The organism is Pseudomonas nitroreducens, from assembly GCF_024170165.1.
Taxonomy (GTDB): Bacteria; Pseudomonadota; Gammaproteobacteria; order Pseudomonadales; family Pseudomonadaceae; genus Pseudomonas; species Pseudomonas nitroreducens_C.
In genome coordinates this window covers 172,753-189,439 of record NZ_JALJXP010000008.1, presented here as the reverse complement: position 1 = coordinate 189,439, position 16,687 = coordinate 172,753, and the positions used below count along the sequence as shown (strand labels likewise).

Annotated in this window: 13 protein-coding genes; 3 read left to right on the top strand and 10 right to left on the bottom strand. The window is 63.9% G+C overall.

All coding sequences use genetic code 11. From position 1 onward, the window contains the following. Nucleotides 1–16 precede the first annotated feature (16 nt). Nucleotides 17–4,738, top strand: a complete 4,722-nt coding sequence (locus tag J2T47_RS17740; protein ID WP_253449408.1) for a PilC/PilY family type IV pilus protein — start codon at nucleotides 17–19, stop codon at nucleotides 4,736–4,738. After that, complete coding sequence (locus J2T47_RS17730) at nucleotides 4,735–5,163, top strand: type IV pilin protein (protein WP_301295589.1); 429 nt, start codon at nucleotides 4,735–4,737, stop codon at nucleotides 5,161–5,163. Before J2T47_RS17740 ends, J2T47_RS17730 begins: the two co-directional genes overlap by 4 nt. Before the next feature lie 68 nt (nucleotides 5,164–5,231). On the opposite strand, the gene ispH is transcribed toward J2T47_RS17730, so the two are convergent. The 6 genes from ispH to murJ form a co-directional block, all read right to left on the bottom strand. Beyond that, complete coding sequence (gene ispH / locus J2T47_RS17725) at nucleotides 5,232–6,176, bottom strand: 4-hydroxy-3-methylbut-2-enyl diphosphate reductase (protein WP_253449405.1); 945 nt, start codon at nucleotides 6,174–6,176, stop codon at nucleotides 5,232–5,234. Nucleotides 6,177–6,273: 97 nt separating this feature from the next. After that, entirely contained in the window at nucleotides 6,274–6,726 is a 453-nt protein-coding gene (fkpB, locus tag J2T47_RS17720) for an FKBP-type peptidyl-prolyl cis-trans isomerase (RefSeq protein ID WP_138212176.1), read from the bottom strand. Beyond that, nucleotides 6,719–7,228 carry a signal peptidase II gene (gene lspA, locus J2T47_RS17715; RefSeq protein ID WP_253449402.1) on the bottom strand — a complete coding sequence of 170 codons (510 nt, stop codon included), beginning with the start codon at nucleotides 7,226–7,228 and terminating at the stop codon, nucleotides 6,719–6,721. The genes fkpB and lspA overlap by 8 nt, the downstream gene beginning before the upstream one ends. Next, nucleotides 7,221–10,055, bottom strand: coding sequence for an isoleucine--tRNA ligase (gene ileS / locus J2T47_RS17710; RefSeq protein ID WP_253449400.1), 2,835 nt, complete (start codon nucleotides 10,053–10,055; stop codon nucleotides 7,221–7,223). The genes lspA and ileS overlap by 8 nt, the downstream gene beginning before the upstream one ends. Before the next feature lie 21 nt (nucleotides 10,056–10,076). Next, nucleotides 10,077–11,015: a bifunctional riboflavin kinase/FAD synthetase gene (gene ribF / locus J2T47_RS17705; RefSeq protein ID WP_253449397.1), complete on the bottom strand. Its 939-nt coding sequence runs from the start codon at nucleotides 11,013–11,015 to the stop codon at nucleotides 10,077–10,079. A gap of 106 nt (nucleotides 11,016–11,121) precedes the next feature. Then, nucleotides 11,122–12,660, bottom strand: a complete 1,539-nt coding sequence (gene murJ / locus J2T47_RS17700; RefSeq protein WP_253449394.1) for a murein biosynthesis integral membrane protein MurJ — start codon at nucleotides 12,658–12,660, stop codon at nucleotides 11,122–11,124. Nucleotides 12,661–12,914: 254 nt separating this feature from the next. Here murJ and rpsT point away from each other — a divergent pair, with 254 nt between their 5' ends. Beyond that, complete coding sequence (gene rpsT / locus J2T47_RS17695; RefSeq protein WP_009617555.1) at nucleotides 12,915–13,184, top strand: 30S ribosomal protein S20; 270 nt, start codon at nucleotides 12,915–12,917, stop codon at nucleotides 13,182–13,184. A 144-nt stretch (nucleotides 13,185–13,328) separates the two neighbouring features. On the opposite strand, the gene J2T47_RS17690 is transcribed toward rpsT, so the two are convergent. The 4 genes from J2T47_RS17690 to rpmA form a co-directional block, all read right to left on the bottom strand. Continuing rightward, a complete protein-coding gene (locus tag J2T47_RS17690) occupies nucleotides 13,329–13,784 on the bottom strand; it encodes a CreA family protein (protein ID WP_081517335.1) in 456 nt (151 codons plus the stop codon). Between the two features lie 11 nt (nucleotides 13,785–13,795). After that, nucleotides 13,796–14,914, bottom strand: coding sequence for a glutamate 5-kinase (gene proB / locus J2T47_RS17685; protein WP_253449391.1), 1,119 nt, complete (start codon nucleotides 14,912–14,914; stop codon nucleotides 13,796–13,798). 116 nt (nucleotides 14,915–15,030) lie between these two features. After that, nucleotides 15,031–16,254, bottom strand: a complete 1,224-nt coding sequence (cgtA, locus tag J2T47_RS17680) for an Obg family GTPase CgtA (RefSeq protein WP_253449389.1) — start codon at nucleotides 16,252–16,254, stop codon at nucleotides 15,031–15,033. Between the two features lie 159 nt (nucleotides 16,255–16,413). Then, a complete protein-coding gene (gene rpmA, locus J2T47_RS17675) occupies nucleotides 16,414–16,671 on the bottom strand; it encodes a 50S ribosomal protein L27 (RefSeq protein ID WP_017521622.1) in 258 nt (85 codons plus the stop codon). Nucleotides 16,672–16,687 lie beyond the last annotated feature (16 nt).

Genomic DNA, 16,687 nt, shown 5'->3' with positions numbered 1-16,687 from the left:
GCATCAGGTGCACAGAATGAATCGTCCACAGTCCTTCCTCCGCAGCCTGATGAGCGGTGCCCTGCTGACCTCGGGCATCGCCTGCGCGACCCTCAGTTACGCCGACGACACCGAAATCTTCTTCGGCGGCCAGTCCATCGACCAGAACGTACGTCCCAACGTGCTGTTCGTGCTGGACAACTCCGGCTCCATGGCCTGGCGTACCGACAGCAACAACAACCCCTCGCGGGGCCAGCAATCGCGCATGACCCTGCTCAAGCAGGCGTTCGCCGACATCATCCAGAACACCAACGGCATCAACGCAGGCCTGATGGTGCTCAACGGCGATAATCGACTGCTCTATCCGGTGACCAATATCGACTCGGTGCTGCCCAGCTCCGCCACCCAGTACGCTGGCAACCCGGAGATCGGCCAGGGCAGTGACGACGCGACCCAGAATATCGCCAACAGCACCGGCGACCTGGGCGAGTCCAGCCTGCCCATGGGCTACACCAGCACCACCACGACCGTGGTCGGCACACCGAACTCGACGCTGGCCCAGAACGATGCCTTCTTCATCGTCACCCAGAGCGGGACGGACTACGCCTGCCGCATGCGATCCAGCGGCACCAACCGTCCGAGCAAGCCGGTCTGCACCAACGGCAACCTGACCGAGCTGAACCTCAACTCGACCAATAACAGCAGCTACCAGACGGCGCTCTTCGATTTCCGCTCGCTGGGTGTCCCGGCCAGCGCAACCATCCAGAGCGCCTACCTGGTACTGGTACCGACCAATGGCAACAGCAGGACGACGCCGCCGACGCTGAACGTGAGGATGGAGCTGTCGAAAACGCCCGCCGCGCTCAACGACAACAATCCGGTAGGCACCAGGACCTTCAATACTGCCTCGGCCACCGCATCGAGCTGGATCAACGGCAATGCTGCCCAGATCGATATCACCAACCAGCTCAGGGCTTTGCAGAGAACGGCCCCCGCCACCAGCGACATTGGTGACGTGGTGATGAGCTTCCGCGCGACCCAGGCCGCCGACTACACCTTCTGCGCACGCAGCTGCAGCACTAACGCGACGCCCGCCCTGGTGGTGAACTACTCCAGCACCTCCACCGTGTCACAGACCCGCATCGGCGCCCTGCGCTTCCAGAACCTGGGCATCCCGCAAGGAGCGACCGTCACCAAGGCGGTGCTGTCCTTCGTTCCGGCAACCTCCAACAGCGACCCTGTGACCTTCCGGATCAAGGGCCAGCTGGTCAGTGACGCGCCCACCTTCTCAGCCACCGAGAACCTCCCGGCCCGTGCCACCACTTCGGCCTACCTCGACTGGGCTGCGCCCGAATGGACAGCCCAGAGCCCGCCCGTGCCGGTGGCAGGTCCGGACATCAAGAACGTGGTGCAGCAGATCGTCAACCAGGGCGGCTGGTGCGGTAACAACTCCGCCGCCATTCTCCTCACTCCGCAAAGCGGTACTGGCTCGCGGACTGCGACCAGCATCGAGGGCGGGATCGGCCTGCAGCCGACACTGACCGTGACCTATACCGGCGGTAGCAGTGGCTGTCTGAACCCGATCATCGAAACTCGCGTCACTGATGCCAAGAACGACGGCTTCGAAACCGCTCCGGGCCGCAACTACTACACGCCGACCCTGGGCGACAACACACTACCGCTGAACTCGGGCTCCATCGCGGCGCGCTACGAGAACCTGCCGGTCATCCAGGGCGCCACCGTGCTGGATGCCAAGCTGTTCGTCACGCCGAACAATACGGTCGCAGCCCCGAACGTCACTACCTCGATCAGCTTCGAGAACACCGACAACTCGGCGGCGCTGCAAGCGACCAGCGGCAACATCGGTTCGCGCAGCAGCACGTCGGGGGTCAGTTGCACCATCAACAATGCCAACGGTGGCTGGACCGCCGGCACCAGCTTCGCCTGCGCAGGCCTCACCTCTTCCCTGCAGACCGTGTTCAACCGTAGCGGTTGGGCTCCGGGCAACGCCCTGACGATGTTCATGACCCAGAGCGCAAACTCCAGCCTCAACGCCCAGGCCTACGAGACAAACCCGGCCCAGTCGTTGCGCCTGCGCATCAAGCTGGCCAGCGGTGGCATGACCACCAGCCCCTTCACCGTGCGCAACCAGCTCAACAACCTGGCGCAAAGCATGACGCCGGACGGCAGCACGCCCATCGTGCCGACCCTGTATGACGCAGTGCAGTACCTGCGCAACGGTGCGAGCGGCTATCCCAGCCCGATCAACAGCGCCTGCCAGACCACCCACATGGTGTTGCTGACCGACGGCCAGGCCAACCAGAACACCACAGCCGCCAAGAACGGAATCGCCGCACTGACCGGCGCCTGTTCGAGCGACGCCAGCGACGACGGCGAGAAGTGCGCGCGCACTTTGGCCGGCTGGATCGCCGCCAACGACCAGGCCTCCAGCATCGACGGCGACAACGAGGTAACCACCCACACCGTGGGCTTTGCCCTGGACGCCAGCGGCGCGACGGATAGCGCCAACATCAAGAGGTTCCTCGCCGATCTGGCCTCCCGTGGTGGTGGCTCCACCTATACCGCCACCACCGCCGGCGACCTGTCCAAGGCGTTCAACGACATCATTCAGCAGGTCCTGGCGACCGACAGCACCTTCGTCAGCGCCAGCGCCCCGGTGAACACCTTCAACCGCCAGGACAACAAGGACGAGCTGTACTTCTCGGTATTCAAGCCGCAGGAAACCGATACCTGGCCCGGCAACCTGAAGCGCTATCGCCTGGACACCGCCACCGCACAGATCGTCGATGCGGATAACACTGCCGCCGTGGACCCGCTCACCGGCTTCTTCAAGAGCTCCGCCCGCAGCTTCTGGAGCTCCAGCGCCGACGGCAACAACACCGCCAATGGCGGCGCTGCCTCCAATCTGCCGGACGCGGCGGCGCGCTCGCTCTATACCTTCATCGGCTCCTCGCCCAGCGCCGCGGTGAACCTCAACCAGAACAACTACCTGCTCAACACGGCGAACACCACCATCACCAACGCCAAGCTGGGCATCACGGACGCCAGTGACACCGCTGCACGTACCGCGGCAATCAATTATATCCGCGGCCTCACCGCCGCCGGAGCGCAACGCAAGGCACTGGGCGACCCGCTGCACTCCTCGCCGCGCCTGGTCACCTACGCGTGCAACACCTACTCCGACAGCACCTACAAGACCTGCAGCAGCGAAGACCAGAGCGTGGTCATGTCGACCAACGAGGGCTATCTGCACCTGTTCAATACCAGCAACGGCCAGGAGCAGATGGCTTTCATGCCCGAGCCCCTGCTGACGCACGTTCCGCAGCTGGCCGCCAACCAGAAGTCGACCAGCGCCAAGCCGCGCTCCTACGGCATGGATAACACCGTGACCCTGTGGGTGAACGACGCCAACAAGAACGGCGTGCTCTACGGCGGCCTCGACCCGAATGCCGCCACGCCAACCCTGCTCTCCGGGCTCAACACCGGCGAGTTCGTCTACGCCTACGGCACCATGGGCCGTGGCGGCCGTGATATCTACGCGCTGGATCTCACCGACCGCGCCAACCCGAAACTGCTGTGGCTGATCAAGGGTGGCACCACCACTGGCTTCGAGCAGTTGGGACAAACCTGGTCGCCGCCGGTCAAGACCCGTATCGACGTCGGCGGCACCATCACCGACGTGCTGATCTTCGCCGGCGGCTATGACCCGAACCAGGACGGCGTCAGCATTCAGACCGACGACACCATGGGCAACGCCATCTACATCGTCAACGCCAAGACCGGTGCGCGCATCTGGTCCGCCAGCAAGACCAGCGGCACCCTTCAGCTGAGCAAGATGAAGTACAGCATCCCTTCTGCCGTGCGCGTCATCGACCTGCAGCAGAATACCGACGGCACCCTGGCCAATGACGCAAACCAGTTGGCCGACCAGTTCTTCGTCGGTGACATGGGCGGCCAGGTCTGGCGCTTCTACATCAACAACGGCAGCAGCGGCTCCGGCCTGGTGACCGCTGCCGGCAGCAGCAACAATGGCGTGTTCGCAAGCGTAGTTCCTGCCGATGTCGCGGCCACCACCGACGACCAGCGCAAGGCCAAGGCGCGGCGCTTCTACAATGAACCGGACGTGGCCATCGTCAACGTAAACGGGACGCTGGTACTAACAGTCAACATCGGTTCCGGCTACCGCGGTCACCCGCTCAACAAGCTCACGGAGGACCGTTTCTACTCCTTCCGCACCCCGGTGCTGACCAAACCCTCGACCAGCGAGAGCACCCTGACCGAGAGCAGCCTCTACGACGCAACCAACAACCTGCTGCAGGCTGGCTCCGCCACCGAGAAAGCCGACGCCACCACCGCCTTCAGCGCTACCACCGGCGGCTGGATGATCAAGATGAACAGCTCTGGCGGGGAAAAGGTCCTCACCCGCTCTCTGACGGTGAACGGCTACCTCTACTTCAACACTTACGAGCCCACAGCGGCGGCGAATTCCTGCCAGGCCAGCGTCGGCGTGAACCGCTCCTACGTGGTGCACCTGGCGGATGCAACCCCGATCACTACCGACACCGGATCCACATCGCCGTCGGCTCGCTATAACGTGGTCAAGACCACCGGCCTACTGCCCGATCCGACCCTGGTCACCATCGGTGGCACCAGCTTCGTGATCAACGGCACCCAGGTGAGCAAGCCGCCGCAGCTGAACCTCAACGAGTACTACTGGATTGACGAGGACAACCTTTGAGCATCAAGGCCAGAAAATGCCAGCAGGGGTTCACCCTGCTGGAACTGATGATCGCCGTCGTGGTAGTGGGGATACTCGCCGCCATTGCCCTTCCTTCTTACACGGCCTACGTGCGCCGAACGGCATGTGAAGACGCCAAGGGCACTCTGACCGGTGCCGCCGGACTGCTGGAACGGTTCCGCGCGCAACAGAACACTTACAGCAACGCAACGCTGGGAGCTTATGCACAGAGCCCCGTTGACGGCGGCGCGGTCTTCACCATCGCTGTCGCCATCGACAACACCGGCACCAGCTACGGCCTGACCGCAACGCCCGTGAATGGAGGCATATTGGCAGGTCGTGGGACTATTACCCTCACCTCCAACGGAGTGCGTGGAGGCTCCGGGGACCTTGCCGGCGCCTGGGGCAGTTGCCGAGGCATCTAGGTCGATTCCCGAGCAATAAAAAAACCCGCCTAGGCGGGTTTTTTATTTGGCTGATCACCGGTGCGAAGTCAGAGCGCCTTCACCCGCAACTCCTTGGGCATCGAGAAGGTGATGTTCTCCTCCCGCCCATCCAGCTCCACCTCGGGCTCCGCGCCCCAGTCACGCAGCTGCTGGATCACACCGCGCACCAGGACTTCCGGAGCCGAAGCGCCAGCAGTGATGCCGATGCGCTGCACGCCGTCGAACCATTCCTTCTGCATGTCCTCGGCACCGTCGATCAGGTAGCCGGGAGTGCCCATGCGCTCGGCCAGCTCGCGCAGACGGTTGGAGTTGGAGCTGTTCGGGCTGCCGACCACCAGCACCAGGTCGCACTGGTCGGCCAGTTCCTTCACTGCATCCTGACGATTCTGGGTGGCGTAGCAGATGTCGTTCTTGCGCGGGCCCTGAATGTGCGGGAATTTTGCGCGCAGGGCGTCGATTACCTTGGAGGTGTCGTCCATCGACAGGGTGGTCTGGGTGACGAAGTGCAGCGCCTCGGGGTTGCGCACTTCCAGCGCGGCAACGTCTGCCTCGTCTTCCACCAGGTAGATGGCGCCGCCATTGGAGGCGTCGTACTGGCCCATCGTGCCTTCGACTTCCGGGTGGCCTTCGTGGCCGATCAGGATGCATTCGTGGCCGTCGCGGCTGTAGCGCACGACTTCCAGGTGCACCTTGGTCACCAGCGGGCAGGTGGCATCGAAGACTTTCAGGCCGCGGTTCTCGGCTTCCTTGCGCACCGCCTGGGAAACACCATGGGCGCTGAAGATGACGATGGTGTCGTCCGGCACCTGGTCGAGCTCTTCGACGAACACCGCGCCACGGTTGCGCAGGTTCTCCACCACGAACTTGTTATGCACCACTTCATGGCGCACGTAGATCGGCGGGCCGAAGACATCGAGGGCGCGGTTGACGATCTCGATCGCCCGGTCGACGCCGGCACAGAAGCCGCGGGGATTGGCGAGTTTGATTTGCATGGTGGCCTCGGGTGCTACGCAAGCCGGCCCACAAGGGGCCGGTAGGAATACTTCGCCTGAAGCGCAACGGCCCGCCAGCGGCAGGCCGCGCAGTCGGTCAGGCTGGTTGTACGTCGATGATATCCACTTCAAACGCCAGCGTTTTACCGGCCAGCGGATGGTTGAAGTCGATGGTGACGTGCTGCTCGTCGAACTCTTTCACGACGCCCGGCAGTTCGGTCTTGGCGGCGTCGTTGAAGATCACCAGCAGGCCTTCGGCCAGCTCCATGCCTTCGAACTGGTCGCGCGGCATCACCTGCACATTGGCCGGGTTCGGCTGGCCGAAGCCCTGCTCCGGCTCGATGCTCAGGGTGCGCTTGTCGCCAGCCTTGAGACCGAACAGCGCCTGCTCGAAGCCCGGCAGCAGGTTGCCGTCGCCGACCTTGAAGGTGGCTGGCTGCTTGTCGAAGGTGCTGTCGACGACGTTGCCGTCATCGAGCTTCAGGGCGAAGTGCAGGGTGACCTTCGAGTCGCCGCCGATGCGCTGAATGGTGTCAGAGGAATCAACCATTGGCGGTCTCTCCGGAGTTCTTCGATTTGAACATGTCCAGCGCCAGCATGATGGCGCCGACGGTGATGGCGCTGTCGGCCAGGTTGAAGGCCGGGAAGCGCCAGCGGTCCTGCCAGTGCACGAGGATGAAGTCCACCACGTGCCCCAGGACCATGCGGTCGTACAGGTTGCCCAGCGCGCCGCCCAGCACCAGCGCCAGGGCGATGGCCAGCCAGGTTTCGCCGCGCTTCAGGCGCTTGAGCCAGACCACCAGCACGACGCTGACCACGATGGCGATCAGGGCAAACAGCCAGCGCTGCCAGCCCGAGCTGTCGGCCAGGAAGCTGAACGCGGCACCGGTGTTGTAGGCCAGGGTCCAGCTGAACAGGTCGGGAATGACCACGATCTGCTGGTACATGGTCAGTTCGGACTGGAAGAAGGCCTTGGTGACCTGATCCAGGATGAACACTACCACGGTGATCCACAGCCAGGGCAGGCGGCCGAAACGATCAGCATTAGGCATAGTGACGCACCTCGCCCGCGCCATCGATGTTCTCGACGCAGCGACCACAGAGTTCCGGATGCGCGGCGTGACTGCCTACGTCGGCGCGGAAGTGCCAGCAGCGGCCGCACTTGGCATGGGCGGACTTGACCACCTTCAGCTTCAGGCCCGGCAGTTCGCTCTCGACCGCATCGGCGGGCGCATCGGCCAGCGGCGCGACGGTGGCGGCGGAGGTGATCAGCACGAAGCGCAGCTCGTTGCCCAGTTTCTCCAGGCGCTTGGCCAGGGAGTCTTCGGCATAGAGGGTGATCTCGGCCTGCAGGTTACCGCCGATGGTCTTGGCGCTACGCAGGTTTTCCAGTTCCTTGTTCACCGCAGCCTTGGCGGCGATGACCTCATCCCAGTAGGTGCGATCCATCTGCGCATCTGCCGGCAGTTCAGCAAGGCCCTCGTACCAGGTGCTGAGCATCACCGACTCGGCGCGCTCGCCCGGCAGGAAGCTCCAGATCTCCTCGGCGGTGAACGCCATGATCGGGGCGATCCAGCGCACCAGGGCCTCGGCAATATGGAACTGCGCAGTCTGGCAGGAGCGACGTGCAGCACTGTTGGTCTGAGTGGTGTACTGGCGGTCCTTGATGATGTCCAGGTAGAAGCCGCCCAGCTCCTGCACGCAGAAGTTGTGCACCTTGGAGTAGACGTTCCAGAAGCGGTAGTCGCGGTAGGCCTCTTCCAGCTCGCGCTGCAGTTGCAGGGCACGGTCGATGGCCCAGCGGTCCAGGGCCAGCAACTGGTCGTTGGGCAGCAGGTCCTTGGCCGGGTCGAAATCTTTCAGGTTGGCCAGCAGGAAGCGCGTGGTATTGCGGATACGCCGGTAGGCGTCGGCGCTACGCTGGAGGATCTGCTGGGAAACGGCGATCTCACCGGAGTAGTCGGTGGACGCGACCCACAGGCGCAGGATGTCGGCGCCCATGCTGTCGATCACGGTCTGCGGCACCACAGTGTTGCCCAGGGACTTGGACATCTTGCGGCCGGACTCGTCCACGGTGAAGCCGTGGGTCAGCAGTTGGCGGTACGGCGCGTGGCCGTCGATGGCGCAGCCGGTCAGCAAGGACGAGTGGAACCAGCCGCGGTGCTGGTCGGAGCCTTCCAGGTAAAGGTCGGCAGCCGGACCACTGGGATGACCCAGTTCGGCGTGGGAGCCACGCAGCACGTGCCAGTGGGTGGTGCCGGAGTCGAACCAGACGTCCAGGGTGTCGTTGATCTTGTCGTACTGCGCGGCTTCATCGCCCAGCAGTTCGGCGGCGTCGAGCTTGAACCAGGCCTCGATGCCTTCCTTCTCGACGCGCTGGGCGACGGCTTCCATCAGCTCGACGGTGCGCGGGTGCAGCTCACCGGTGGCCTTGTGCAGGAAGAACGGGATCGGCACGCCCCAGTTGCGCTGACGCGAGATGCACCAGTCCGGACGGCCGGCGATCATGCCGTGCAGGCGCGCCTGGCCCCAGTTGGGCACGAATTCGGTCTGGGTGATGGCTTCCAGCGCACGCTCGCGCAGGGTGGCGCCGGTCTGCGGCTGCTTGTCCATGCCGACGAACCACTGCGCGGTGGCGCGGTAGATCAGCGGGGTCTTGTGGCGCCAGCAGTGCATGTAGCTGTGGCTGATGCTGGCGTGCTTGAGCAGCGCGCCGACTTCATCGAGCTTGGCGACGATATTCGGGTTGGCCTTCCAGATGAACTGGCCGCCGAAGAACGGCAGGTCGGCCACGTAGACACCATTGCTCTGCACGGGGCTGAGGATGTCGTCGTTGACCATGCCGTACTGCTTGCAGGTACGGAAGTCGTCCTCGCCATAGGCCGGGGCGGAGTGGACCACGCCGGTGCCGGCGCCCAGTTCGACGTACTCGGCCAGGTAGACCGGCGAGAAGCGCTCGTAGAACGGGTGGCGGAAGCGGATCAGGTCCAGCGCCTCGCCCTGGGCGGTGGCGATGACCTGGCCTTCCAGGCCGTAGCGCGCCAGGCTCGACTCGACCAGCTCCTCGGCCAGCACCAGCAGGCGGTCACCGACATCGACCAGCGCGTAGGTGAATTCGGGGTGGACGTTCAGCGCCTGGTTGGCCGGGATGGTCCAGGGGGTGGTGGTCCAGATGACGATGGCAGTCGGCTTCGGCAGGTTATCCAGGCCGAAGGCGGCGGCCAGTTTGTCAGCATCTTCCACCGGGAAGGCGACGTCGATGGCGTCGGACTTCTTGTCGGCGTATTCGACTTCTGCCTCGGCCAGGGCCGAGCCGCAGTCGAAGCACCAGTTCACCGGCTTCAGGCCCTTGAACACGAAGCCCTGCTTGACCATCTCGGCGAGTGCACGGATTTCACCGGCCTCGTTGGAGAAGTTCATGGTCTTGTAGGGGTTGTCCCACTCGCCCAGGACGCCCAGGCGGATGAAGTCGGCCTTCTGCCCTTCGATCTGCTCGGCAGCGTATTCACGGCACAGTTCGCGGGTCTTGTCCGCCGGCAGGTTCTTGCCGTGGGTGGTCTCGACCTTGTGCTCGATCGGCAGGCCGTGGCAGTCCCAGCCCGGCACATAAGGGGCGTCGTAGCCGGCCAGGGTCTTGGAACGGACGATGATGTCCTTGAGGATCTTGTTGACCGCGTGACCGATGTGGATGCTGCCGTTGGCGTAGGGCGGGCCATCGTGCAGGATGAATTTCGGGCGACCTTCGCCAATCTTCCGCAGCTTCTGGTACAGGCCAATGTCGTTCCAGAGCTTGAGAGTTTGCGGCTCGCGCTGCGGCAGGCCGGCTTTCATCGGGAAGTCGGTTTCGGGAAGGTTCAGAGTGGCTTTGTAATCGGTCATCTCAGGGCCTGTTCAGGATCTTCAATCAAGCGGTTGGCCCAGCCAGAAGGCTCGGGCGGCGGCGATGTCGGCGAGGATGGCCGCCTTGAGTGCCTCGAGCGAGGCGAAACGCTGCTCATCACGCAGCTTCTGGTGGAAAGTGATGTTCAGGTGCTGGCCGTAGAGATCGCCAGCGAAATCCAGCAGATGCACTTCCAGGTGGGGCCGGCCGTCACCGTTCACGGACGGTCGGGTGCCGATGTTGGCAACCCCGTTGCGGCGCTGGCCAGCCACCATCGTGCTGACCAGATAAACCCCATTGAGCGGCGCCTTGCGGCGCTTGAGCTGGATGTTCGCGGTGGGCGAACCCAGCGTACGGCCCAGCTTCTGCCCGTGCAGCACGCGGCCGCTCAGGCGATACGGACGCCCCAGCAGGCGCTCGACCCGGTGCAGGTCACCGTCGGCCAGGTCCTTGCGGATACGCGAGCTGCTCACGCGCATGCCGTCGACTTCCACGGTGGTCGCGGCTTCGACGGTGAAGCCCTGCTCCGCGCTGGCGTTGACCAGGAAGGCGAAGTCGCCGGAACGGTCACAGCCGAAGCGGAAATCGTCGCCCACTTCCAGATGGCGGACGCAAAGGCCCTCCACCAGTACCTGGCGGACGAACTCGGCGGCCGACAGCTCGCGCAAGCGGCGGTTGAAGGCCAGGCAGAGAACGAAGTCGACGCCGTACTGGCGCAGCAGTTCGAGCTTCTCGCGCAGGCGCGTCAGGCGCACCGGGGCGGCATCGGGAGCGAAATATTCGCGTGGCTGCGGCTCGAAGATCACCACGCAACTGGGCACGCCCAGCTCCAGCGAACGCTCGCGCAGACGCCCCAGGATCGCCTGGTGGCCGAGATGGACGCCGTCGAAGTTACCGATGGTGGCGACACAGCCCCCGGACAGGGGCCGCAGATTGTGAAGGCCTCGAAGCAGCTGCATAGCGCGCGTATTGCTCAGAAAGTGGTCGATTATACCTGCACCCGCTGCCATGCGACAGGCAAAATGCCGTCGCCGCAAACCGATGCAATGCTTTGCCCGGCGAAGGTTACAGCACCGCGCGGCGGGAGAAGTCCCGCAGGCGGAAGCCAAGGAGCGCCAGCATACCGAAATAGGCGAGCACACCGGCCACCACCAGCGCGCCCAGGCGCACCAGGCGGATCGGCATGCCACCCTGATCCCAGGCCGGCATGAAGTGCATCATGCCGATCAGCACCGCGCACATCACCAGTACAGAGACGACTAATTTGGCGATGAACCTGCCCCAGCCCGCCTGCGGCTCGAACAACTGCTGTTTGCGCAGTTGCCAGAACAGCAGGCCGGCGTTCAGACAGGCCGCCAGACTGATCGCCAGCGCCAGACCTGCATGCTTGAGCGGGCCGATGAACACCAGGTTCATCAGCTGGGTGGACACCAGAGTGAACAGCGCAATCTTCACCGGCGTCTTGATGTTCTGCCGCGCATAGAAGCCTGGCGCCAGCACCTTCACCAGGATGATACCGAGCAGACCGACCGCGTAGGCGATCAGCGCGTGCTGGGTCATCTGGGCATCATGGGCGCTGAACTTGCCGTACTGGAACAGCGCGACGGTCAGCGGCTCGGCGATCACCGCCAGCGCCAGGGAGCACGGCAGCACCAGCAGGAAACACAGGCGCAGGCCCCAGTCCAGCAGCCGCGAATACTCGTGGCGGTCGTCGCTGGCGTAGGTCTTGGCCAGCGATGGCAGCAGGATGGTGCCCAGCGCCACGCCGAGCACGCCGGACGGCAGCTCCATCAGGCGATCCGCGTAATACATCCAGGACACCGAGCCGGCGACCAGGAAGGAAGCGAAGATGGTGTTGATGATCAGCGAAATCTGGCTGACCGAGACGCCGAGGATCGCCGGCCCCATCTGCTTGAGCACGCGCCAGACGCCGGAATCGCGCAGGTTGACGCGCGGCAGCACCAGCATGCCGATCTTCTTCAGGTGCGGCAGCTGGTAGAGCAGTTGCGCCAGGCCGCCGGCCAGCACCGCCCAGCCCAGCGCCATGATCGGCGGGTCGAAGTACGGCGTGAGGAACAGCGCGAAGAGAATCATGCTGACATTCAGCAGGGTCGGCACAAAGGCCGGCACCGAGAAGCGATTCCAGGTATTGAGGATCGCCCCCGCCAGCGAGGCCAGCGAGATCAGCAGGATATAAGGGAAGGTCACCCGCAGCAGGGAGCTGGTGAGCTCGAACTTCTCCGGCGAATCGACGAAGCCGGGCGCCGTCACCCAGATCACCCAGGGCGCGGCGAGCATGCCCAGCGCGGTGACCAGCGCCAGGATCAGGGTCAACAGGCCGGACACATAGGCGATGAAGGTACGGGTCGCCTCCTCGCCCTGCTGGGTCTTGTACTCCGCCAGGATCGGCACAAAAGCCTGGGAGAACGCGCCCTCGGCGAAGATCCGGCGCAGCAGGTTGGGCAGCTTGAAGGCGACGAAGAAGGCGTCGGTGGCCATGCCGGCGCCGAACATGCGCGCGACTATCGTGTCGCGCACGAAGCCGAGCACCCGCGAGATCATGGTCATCGAGCTGACCGCGGCCAGCGACTTGAGTAGGTTCATAACGTCCAGAACTGGTAGAATGGCCGACCCTGCAGGGTGCAGCCCTGACCTGGAGCGATTGCTCGACCGTCAGGCGAAGCGCAGCAGTGTAGGGCCGCGGGGCGAATAAATCACCCCATCCGCCGGACAGCGTGCGCCCGTCGCACCACTCGTCGGAGGCCGCGCATACCCTTGACAAGGCCCTGATGCAACGGCATTATTCGCGGCCTTAATTTATTCGCAACATCCCAAGTTTTTTTTCGAGGAGCTCGACGGTGGCCAACACACCTTCCGCCAAAAAACGCGCCAAACAGGCTGAGAAGCGTCGCAGCCACAACGCCAGCCTGCGTTCCATGGTTCGTACCTACATCAAGAACGTAGTCAAAGCAGTCGACGCCAAGGACCTGCCGAAGGCCCAGGCCGCTCTGGTTGCTGCTGTACCGGTCATCGACCGTATGGCTGACAAAGGCATCATCCACAAGAACAAGGCCGCTCGTCACAAGAGCCGCCTGAACGCCCACGTGAAGGCCCTGGCCACCGCGTAAGCGTTCCGTTCTTGAAAAGCCGGCCTCAGGGCCGGTTTTTTATTGGCTGCGATTTACCATTCGCAAGAATTATCCACAGGCGCAACTTCCCTGCCGGTGAAACCTGCAGGCAAAAAGAAAGGGCGGTCACCCGCCCTTTCCTTGTTACTTCTCAGGCCACGGCATGATCGGAATCGCCGTCACCGCATTCTGCGGACTGCCCTCGATCACCCGGTCGCTGTAGACCAGATAGACCAGCGCATTGCGCTTCTTGTCGAAGAAACGCACCACCTGCATGGTCTTGAACACCAGCGAAGTGCGCTGCTGGAACACCACCTCGCCATCCTTCAGCTCACCGGCGAAACGGATCGGCCCGACCTGGCGGCAGGAAATCGACGCCTCGGCGCGATCTTCCGCCAGCCCCAGCCCGCCCTTCACACCACCAGTCTTGGCGCGGGACAGGTAACAGCTGACGCCCTGCACCTTCGGATCATCGAAGGCCTCGACGACGATCTTGTCGTTCGGCCCGACCCACTTGAAGACCGTGGACACCTCGCCGACCACGTCGGCCCTGGCCAGTGCCGGCAGCAGCATCAGCGCCGCCATCAATCCCTTGCGCATGACGAATCTCCTCAGACCAGCACCAGGTTGTCGCGATGCACCAGCTCCGGACCATCGACATAGCCAAGCATGCCTTCGATGGCGTCGGTCGGCTGACCGATGATCTTCTGCGCCTCGAGAGCACTGTAGTTCGCCAGACCGCGAGCGACTTCACGCCCCTTCTGATCCACGCAAACCACCATCTCGCCGCGACGGAAGCTGCCCTGCACGGCTTTCACGCCAACCGGCAGCAGGCTCTTGTGATCCTGGGACAGCGCCTTCACCGCACCATCGTCCAGCACCAGCGTGCCGCGCATCTGCAGATGCCCCGCCAGCCACTGCTTGCGCGCCGCCTTGCGGCTCTGCTCGGGAGTCAGCAGCGTGCCGAGACGCTCGCCGACACGCAGGCGATCCAGCACACGCTCGATACGACCACCAACGATGACCGTGTGAGCACCGGAACGCGCCGCCAGACGGGCCGCGCGCAACTTGGTCTGCATGCCGCCACGGCCGAGCGCACCACCGGTACCACCCGCCACCGCATCCAGGGCAGGATCGTCGGCACGAGCCTCGAAGATCAGCTCGGCATCGGGATTGTTGCGCGGGTCGGCGTCGAACATGCCGTCGCGATCGGTGAGGATCACCAGCAGGTCGGCCTCGACCAGGTTGGCCACCAGCGCCGCCAGGGTGTCGTTGTCACCGAAGCGGATCTCGTCGGTGACCACCGTGTCGTTCTCGTTGATCACCGGGATCACACCGAGATCGACCAGCGTGCGCAGAGTGTTGCGCCCGTTCAGGTAGCGCTTGCGGTCGGACAGGTCGTCATGGGTCAGCAGCACCTGCGCGGTCTGCAGGCCGTGCACGCCGAAGCTGGACTCCCAGGCCTGCACCAGCCCCATCTGCCCCACTGCGGCGGCCGCCTGCAGCTCGTGCATGTCACTAGGTCGGGATACCCAGCCCAGGCGACTCATGCCCGCCGCGACAGCGCCCGAGGACACCAGCACCAGCTCGACGCCCGCGCGATGCAGCGCGACCATCTGCTCGACCCATACCGCCATGGCGTCGCGATCCAGACCGCGACCATCGGCGGTCAGCAACGCACTGCCAATCTTGACTACCCAGCGCTTGGCGCCAGTGACCTTCTCACGCATACCCTCAACCTTAGCAATCAGGCGGTTCATCCCCGCCTCAACGGGGAACACTAGAGGACCCGGCAACCTGGGTCGCCGGGCTACACGCTACAACCAGAGAACTGACAACGCGCCGATCAGGGCACGTAGAAGATTTCCGGCCCATCGCCGTCGTCTTCGTCATCCTCGAAATCATCATCGTCATCCAGATCGTCGACATTCTTCAGACCGGAGCGACGCAGTGCACGGGCATCGTCCAGAGCCTGCAGACGAGCGCGAGCCTCGTCTTCGATGCGCTGATCCAGGGCCGCCAGGGCTTCGCCATAGGCCGGCTCCTCCTCGATGCGCAGGCTGCGCTCGTCGAGGTATTTCATGATGTCCTGGCTCAGGGCCTCGGTGCCGTTACGCTCCAGGGCGGAGATCACATAGACCGGACCTTCCCAGCCCAGACGATCGACCACAGCCTGCTTGCGGCGCTCCTGCTCCTCGGGCTCGAGGATCTGGTCCATCTTGTTCAGCACCAGCCAGCGGTCACGCTCGGTCAGCGCCGGGCTGAATTTTTCCAGCTCGTGGACGATGGTTTCCGCGGCATCGGCCGGGTCGCTTTCGTCCAGCGGCGCCATGTCGACGATATGCAGCAGCAGGCGGGTACGTGCCAGGTGCTTGAGGAAGCGGATACCCAGGCCAGCGCCTTCAGCGGCACCTTCGATCAGGCCGGGGATGTCGGCAACCACGAAGCTCTTGAAGCGACCGACGCTGACCACACCGAGGTTCGGCACCAGGGTGGTGAAGGGATAGTCGGCAACCTTCGGCTTGGCGGCGGACACCGAGCGGATGAAGGTGCTCTTGCCGGCGTTCGGCAGACCGAGCAGACCGACGTCCGCCAGGACCTTCAGCTCCAGCTTGAGGTCACGCGCATCGCCGGGCTTGCCCGGGGTGGTCTGGCGCGGCGCACGGTTGGTGCTGGACTTGAAGCGGGTGTTACCCAGACCGTGCCAGCCGCCCTGGGCCACCATGATGCGCTGACCGGCAGCGGTCAGGTCACCGATGATCTCCTGGGTATTGGCATCGATGATGGTGGTGCCGACCGGCACGGGCAGGACGAGATCGTCACCCTTGGCACCGGTGCAGTCCTTGCTGCCGCCGTTTTCGCCGCGCTGGGCGTCGAAACGACGGGTGTAGCGGTAGTCCACCAGGGTATTCAGGTTCTCGTCGGCCTCGAGGTACACCGAGCCGCCGTCGCCACCGTCACCGCCGTTGGGACCGCCTTTCTCGATGAACTTCTCGCGGCGGAAGCTCATGAGGCCGTTGCCGCCGTCACCGGCTTTCACGTGGATGGATACTTCGTCGACGAATTTCATTGCGAACGCCTCCCGCAGCACCTGCGGGTTGAAAATAAGAAAAGGAGCATAGGATACAGCCAAGTCCGCGCAAACGCCCGAACCGACAGCACCTCGCCTGGAAACGCCAGAAACAAAAAAGCCCCGTCGCGAGACAGGGCTTTTTCAGTGAGAGCTCGCTTAGGCAGCGACGACGCTTACATAGCGACGGCCAAAGGCGCCTTTCACTTCGAACTTGATCACGCCGTCGACTTTAGCGAACAGGGTGTGATCCTTGCCCATGCCAACGCCGTAGCCAGCGTGGAACTGGGTGCCGCGCTGACGCACGATGATGTTGCCTGCTTTCACAGCCTGGCTACCGAACAGCTTCACGCCAAGGCGTTTGCTTTCTGAGTCGCGGCCGTTGCGGGTACTACCGCCAGCTTTTTTGTGTGCCATGAGTCAATTCTCCTGA

Coding starts and splice junctions, on each gene's coding strand:
- ribF (WP_253449397.1), bottom strand. CDS start 11,015: ATGCAGCTGCTTCGAGGCCTTCACAATCTGCGGCCCCTGTCCGGGGGC.
- rpmA (WP_017521622.1), bottom strand. CDS start 16,671: ATGGCACACAAAAAAGCTGGCGGTAGTACCCGCAACGGCCGCGACTCA.
- cgtA (WP_253449389.1), bottom strand. CDS start 16,254: ATGAAATTCGTCGACGAAGTATCCATCCACGTGAAAGCCGGTGACGGC.
- lspA (WP_253449402.1), bottom strand. CDS start 7,228: ATGCCTAATGCTGATCGTTTCGGCCGCCTGCCCTGGCTGTGGATCACC.
- J2T47_RS17740 (WP_253449408.1), top strand. CDS start 17: ATGAATCGTCCACAGTCCTTCCTCCGCAGCCTGATGAGCGGTGCCCTG.
- proB (WP_253449391.1), bottom strand. CDS start 14,914: ATGCGTGAGAAGGTCACTGGCGCCAAGCGCTGGGTAGTCAAGATTGGC.
- murJ (WP_253449394.1), bottom strand. CDS start 12,660: ATGAACCTACTCAAGTCGCTGGCCGCGGTCAGCTCGATGACCATGATC.
- ileS (WP_253449400.1), bottom strand. CDS start 10,055: ATGACCGATTACAAAGCCACTCTGAACCTTCCCGAAACCGACTTCCCG.
- ispH (WP_253449405.1), bottom strand. CDS start 6,176: ATGCAAATCAAACTCGCCAATCCCCGCGGCTTCTGTGCCGGCGTCGAC.
- J2T47_RS17690 (WP_081517335.1), bottom strand. CDS start 13,784: ATGCGCAAGGGATTGATGGCGGCGCTGATGCTGCTGCCGGCACTGGCC.
- fkpB (WP_138212176.1), bottom strand. CDS start 6,726: ATGGTTGATTCCTCTGACACCATTCAGCGCATCGGCGGCGACTCGAAG.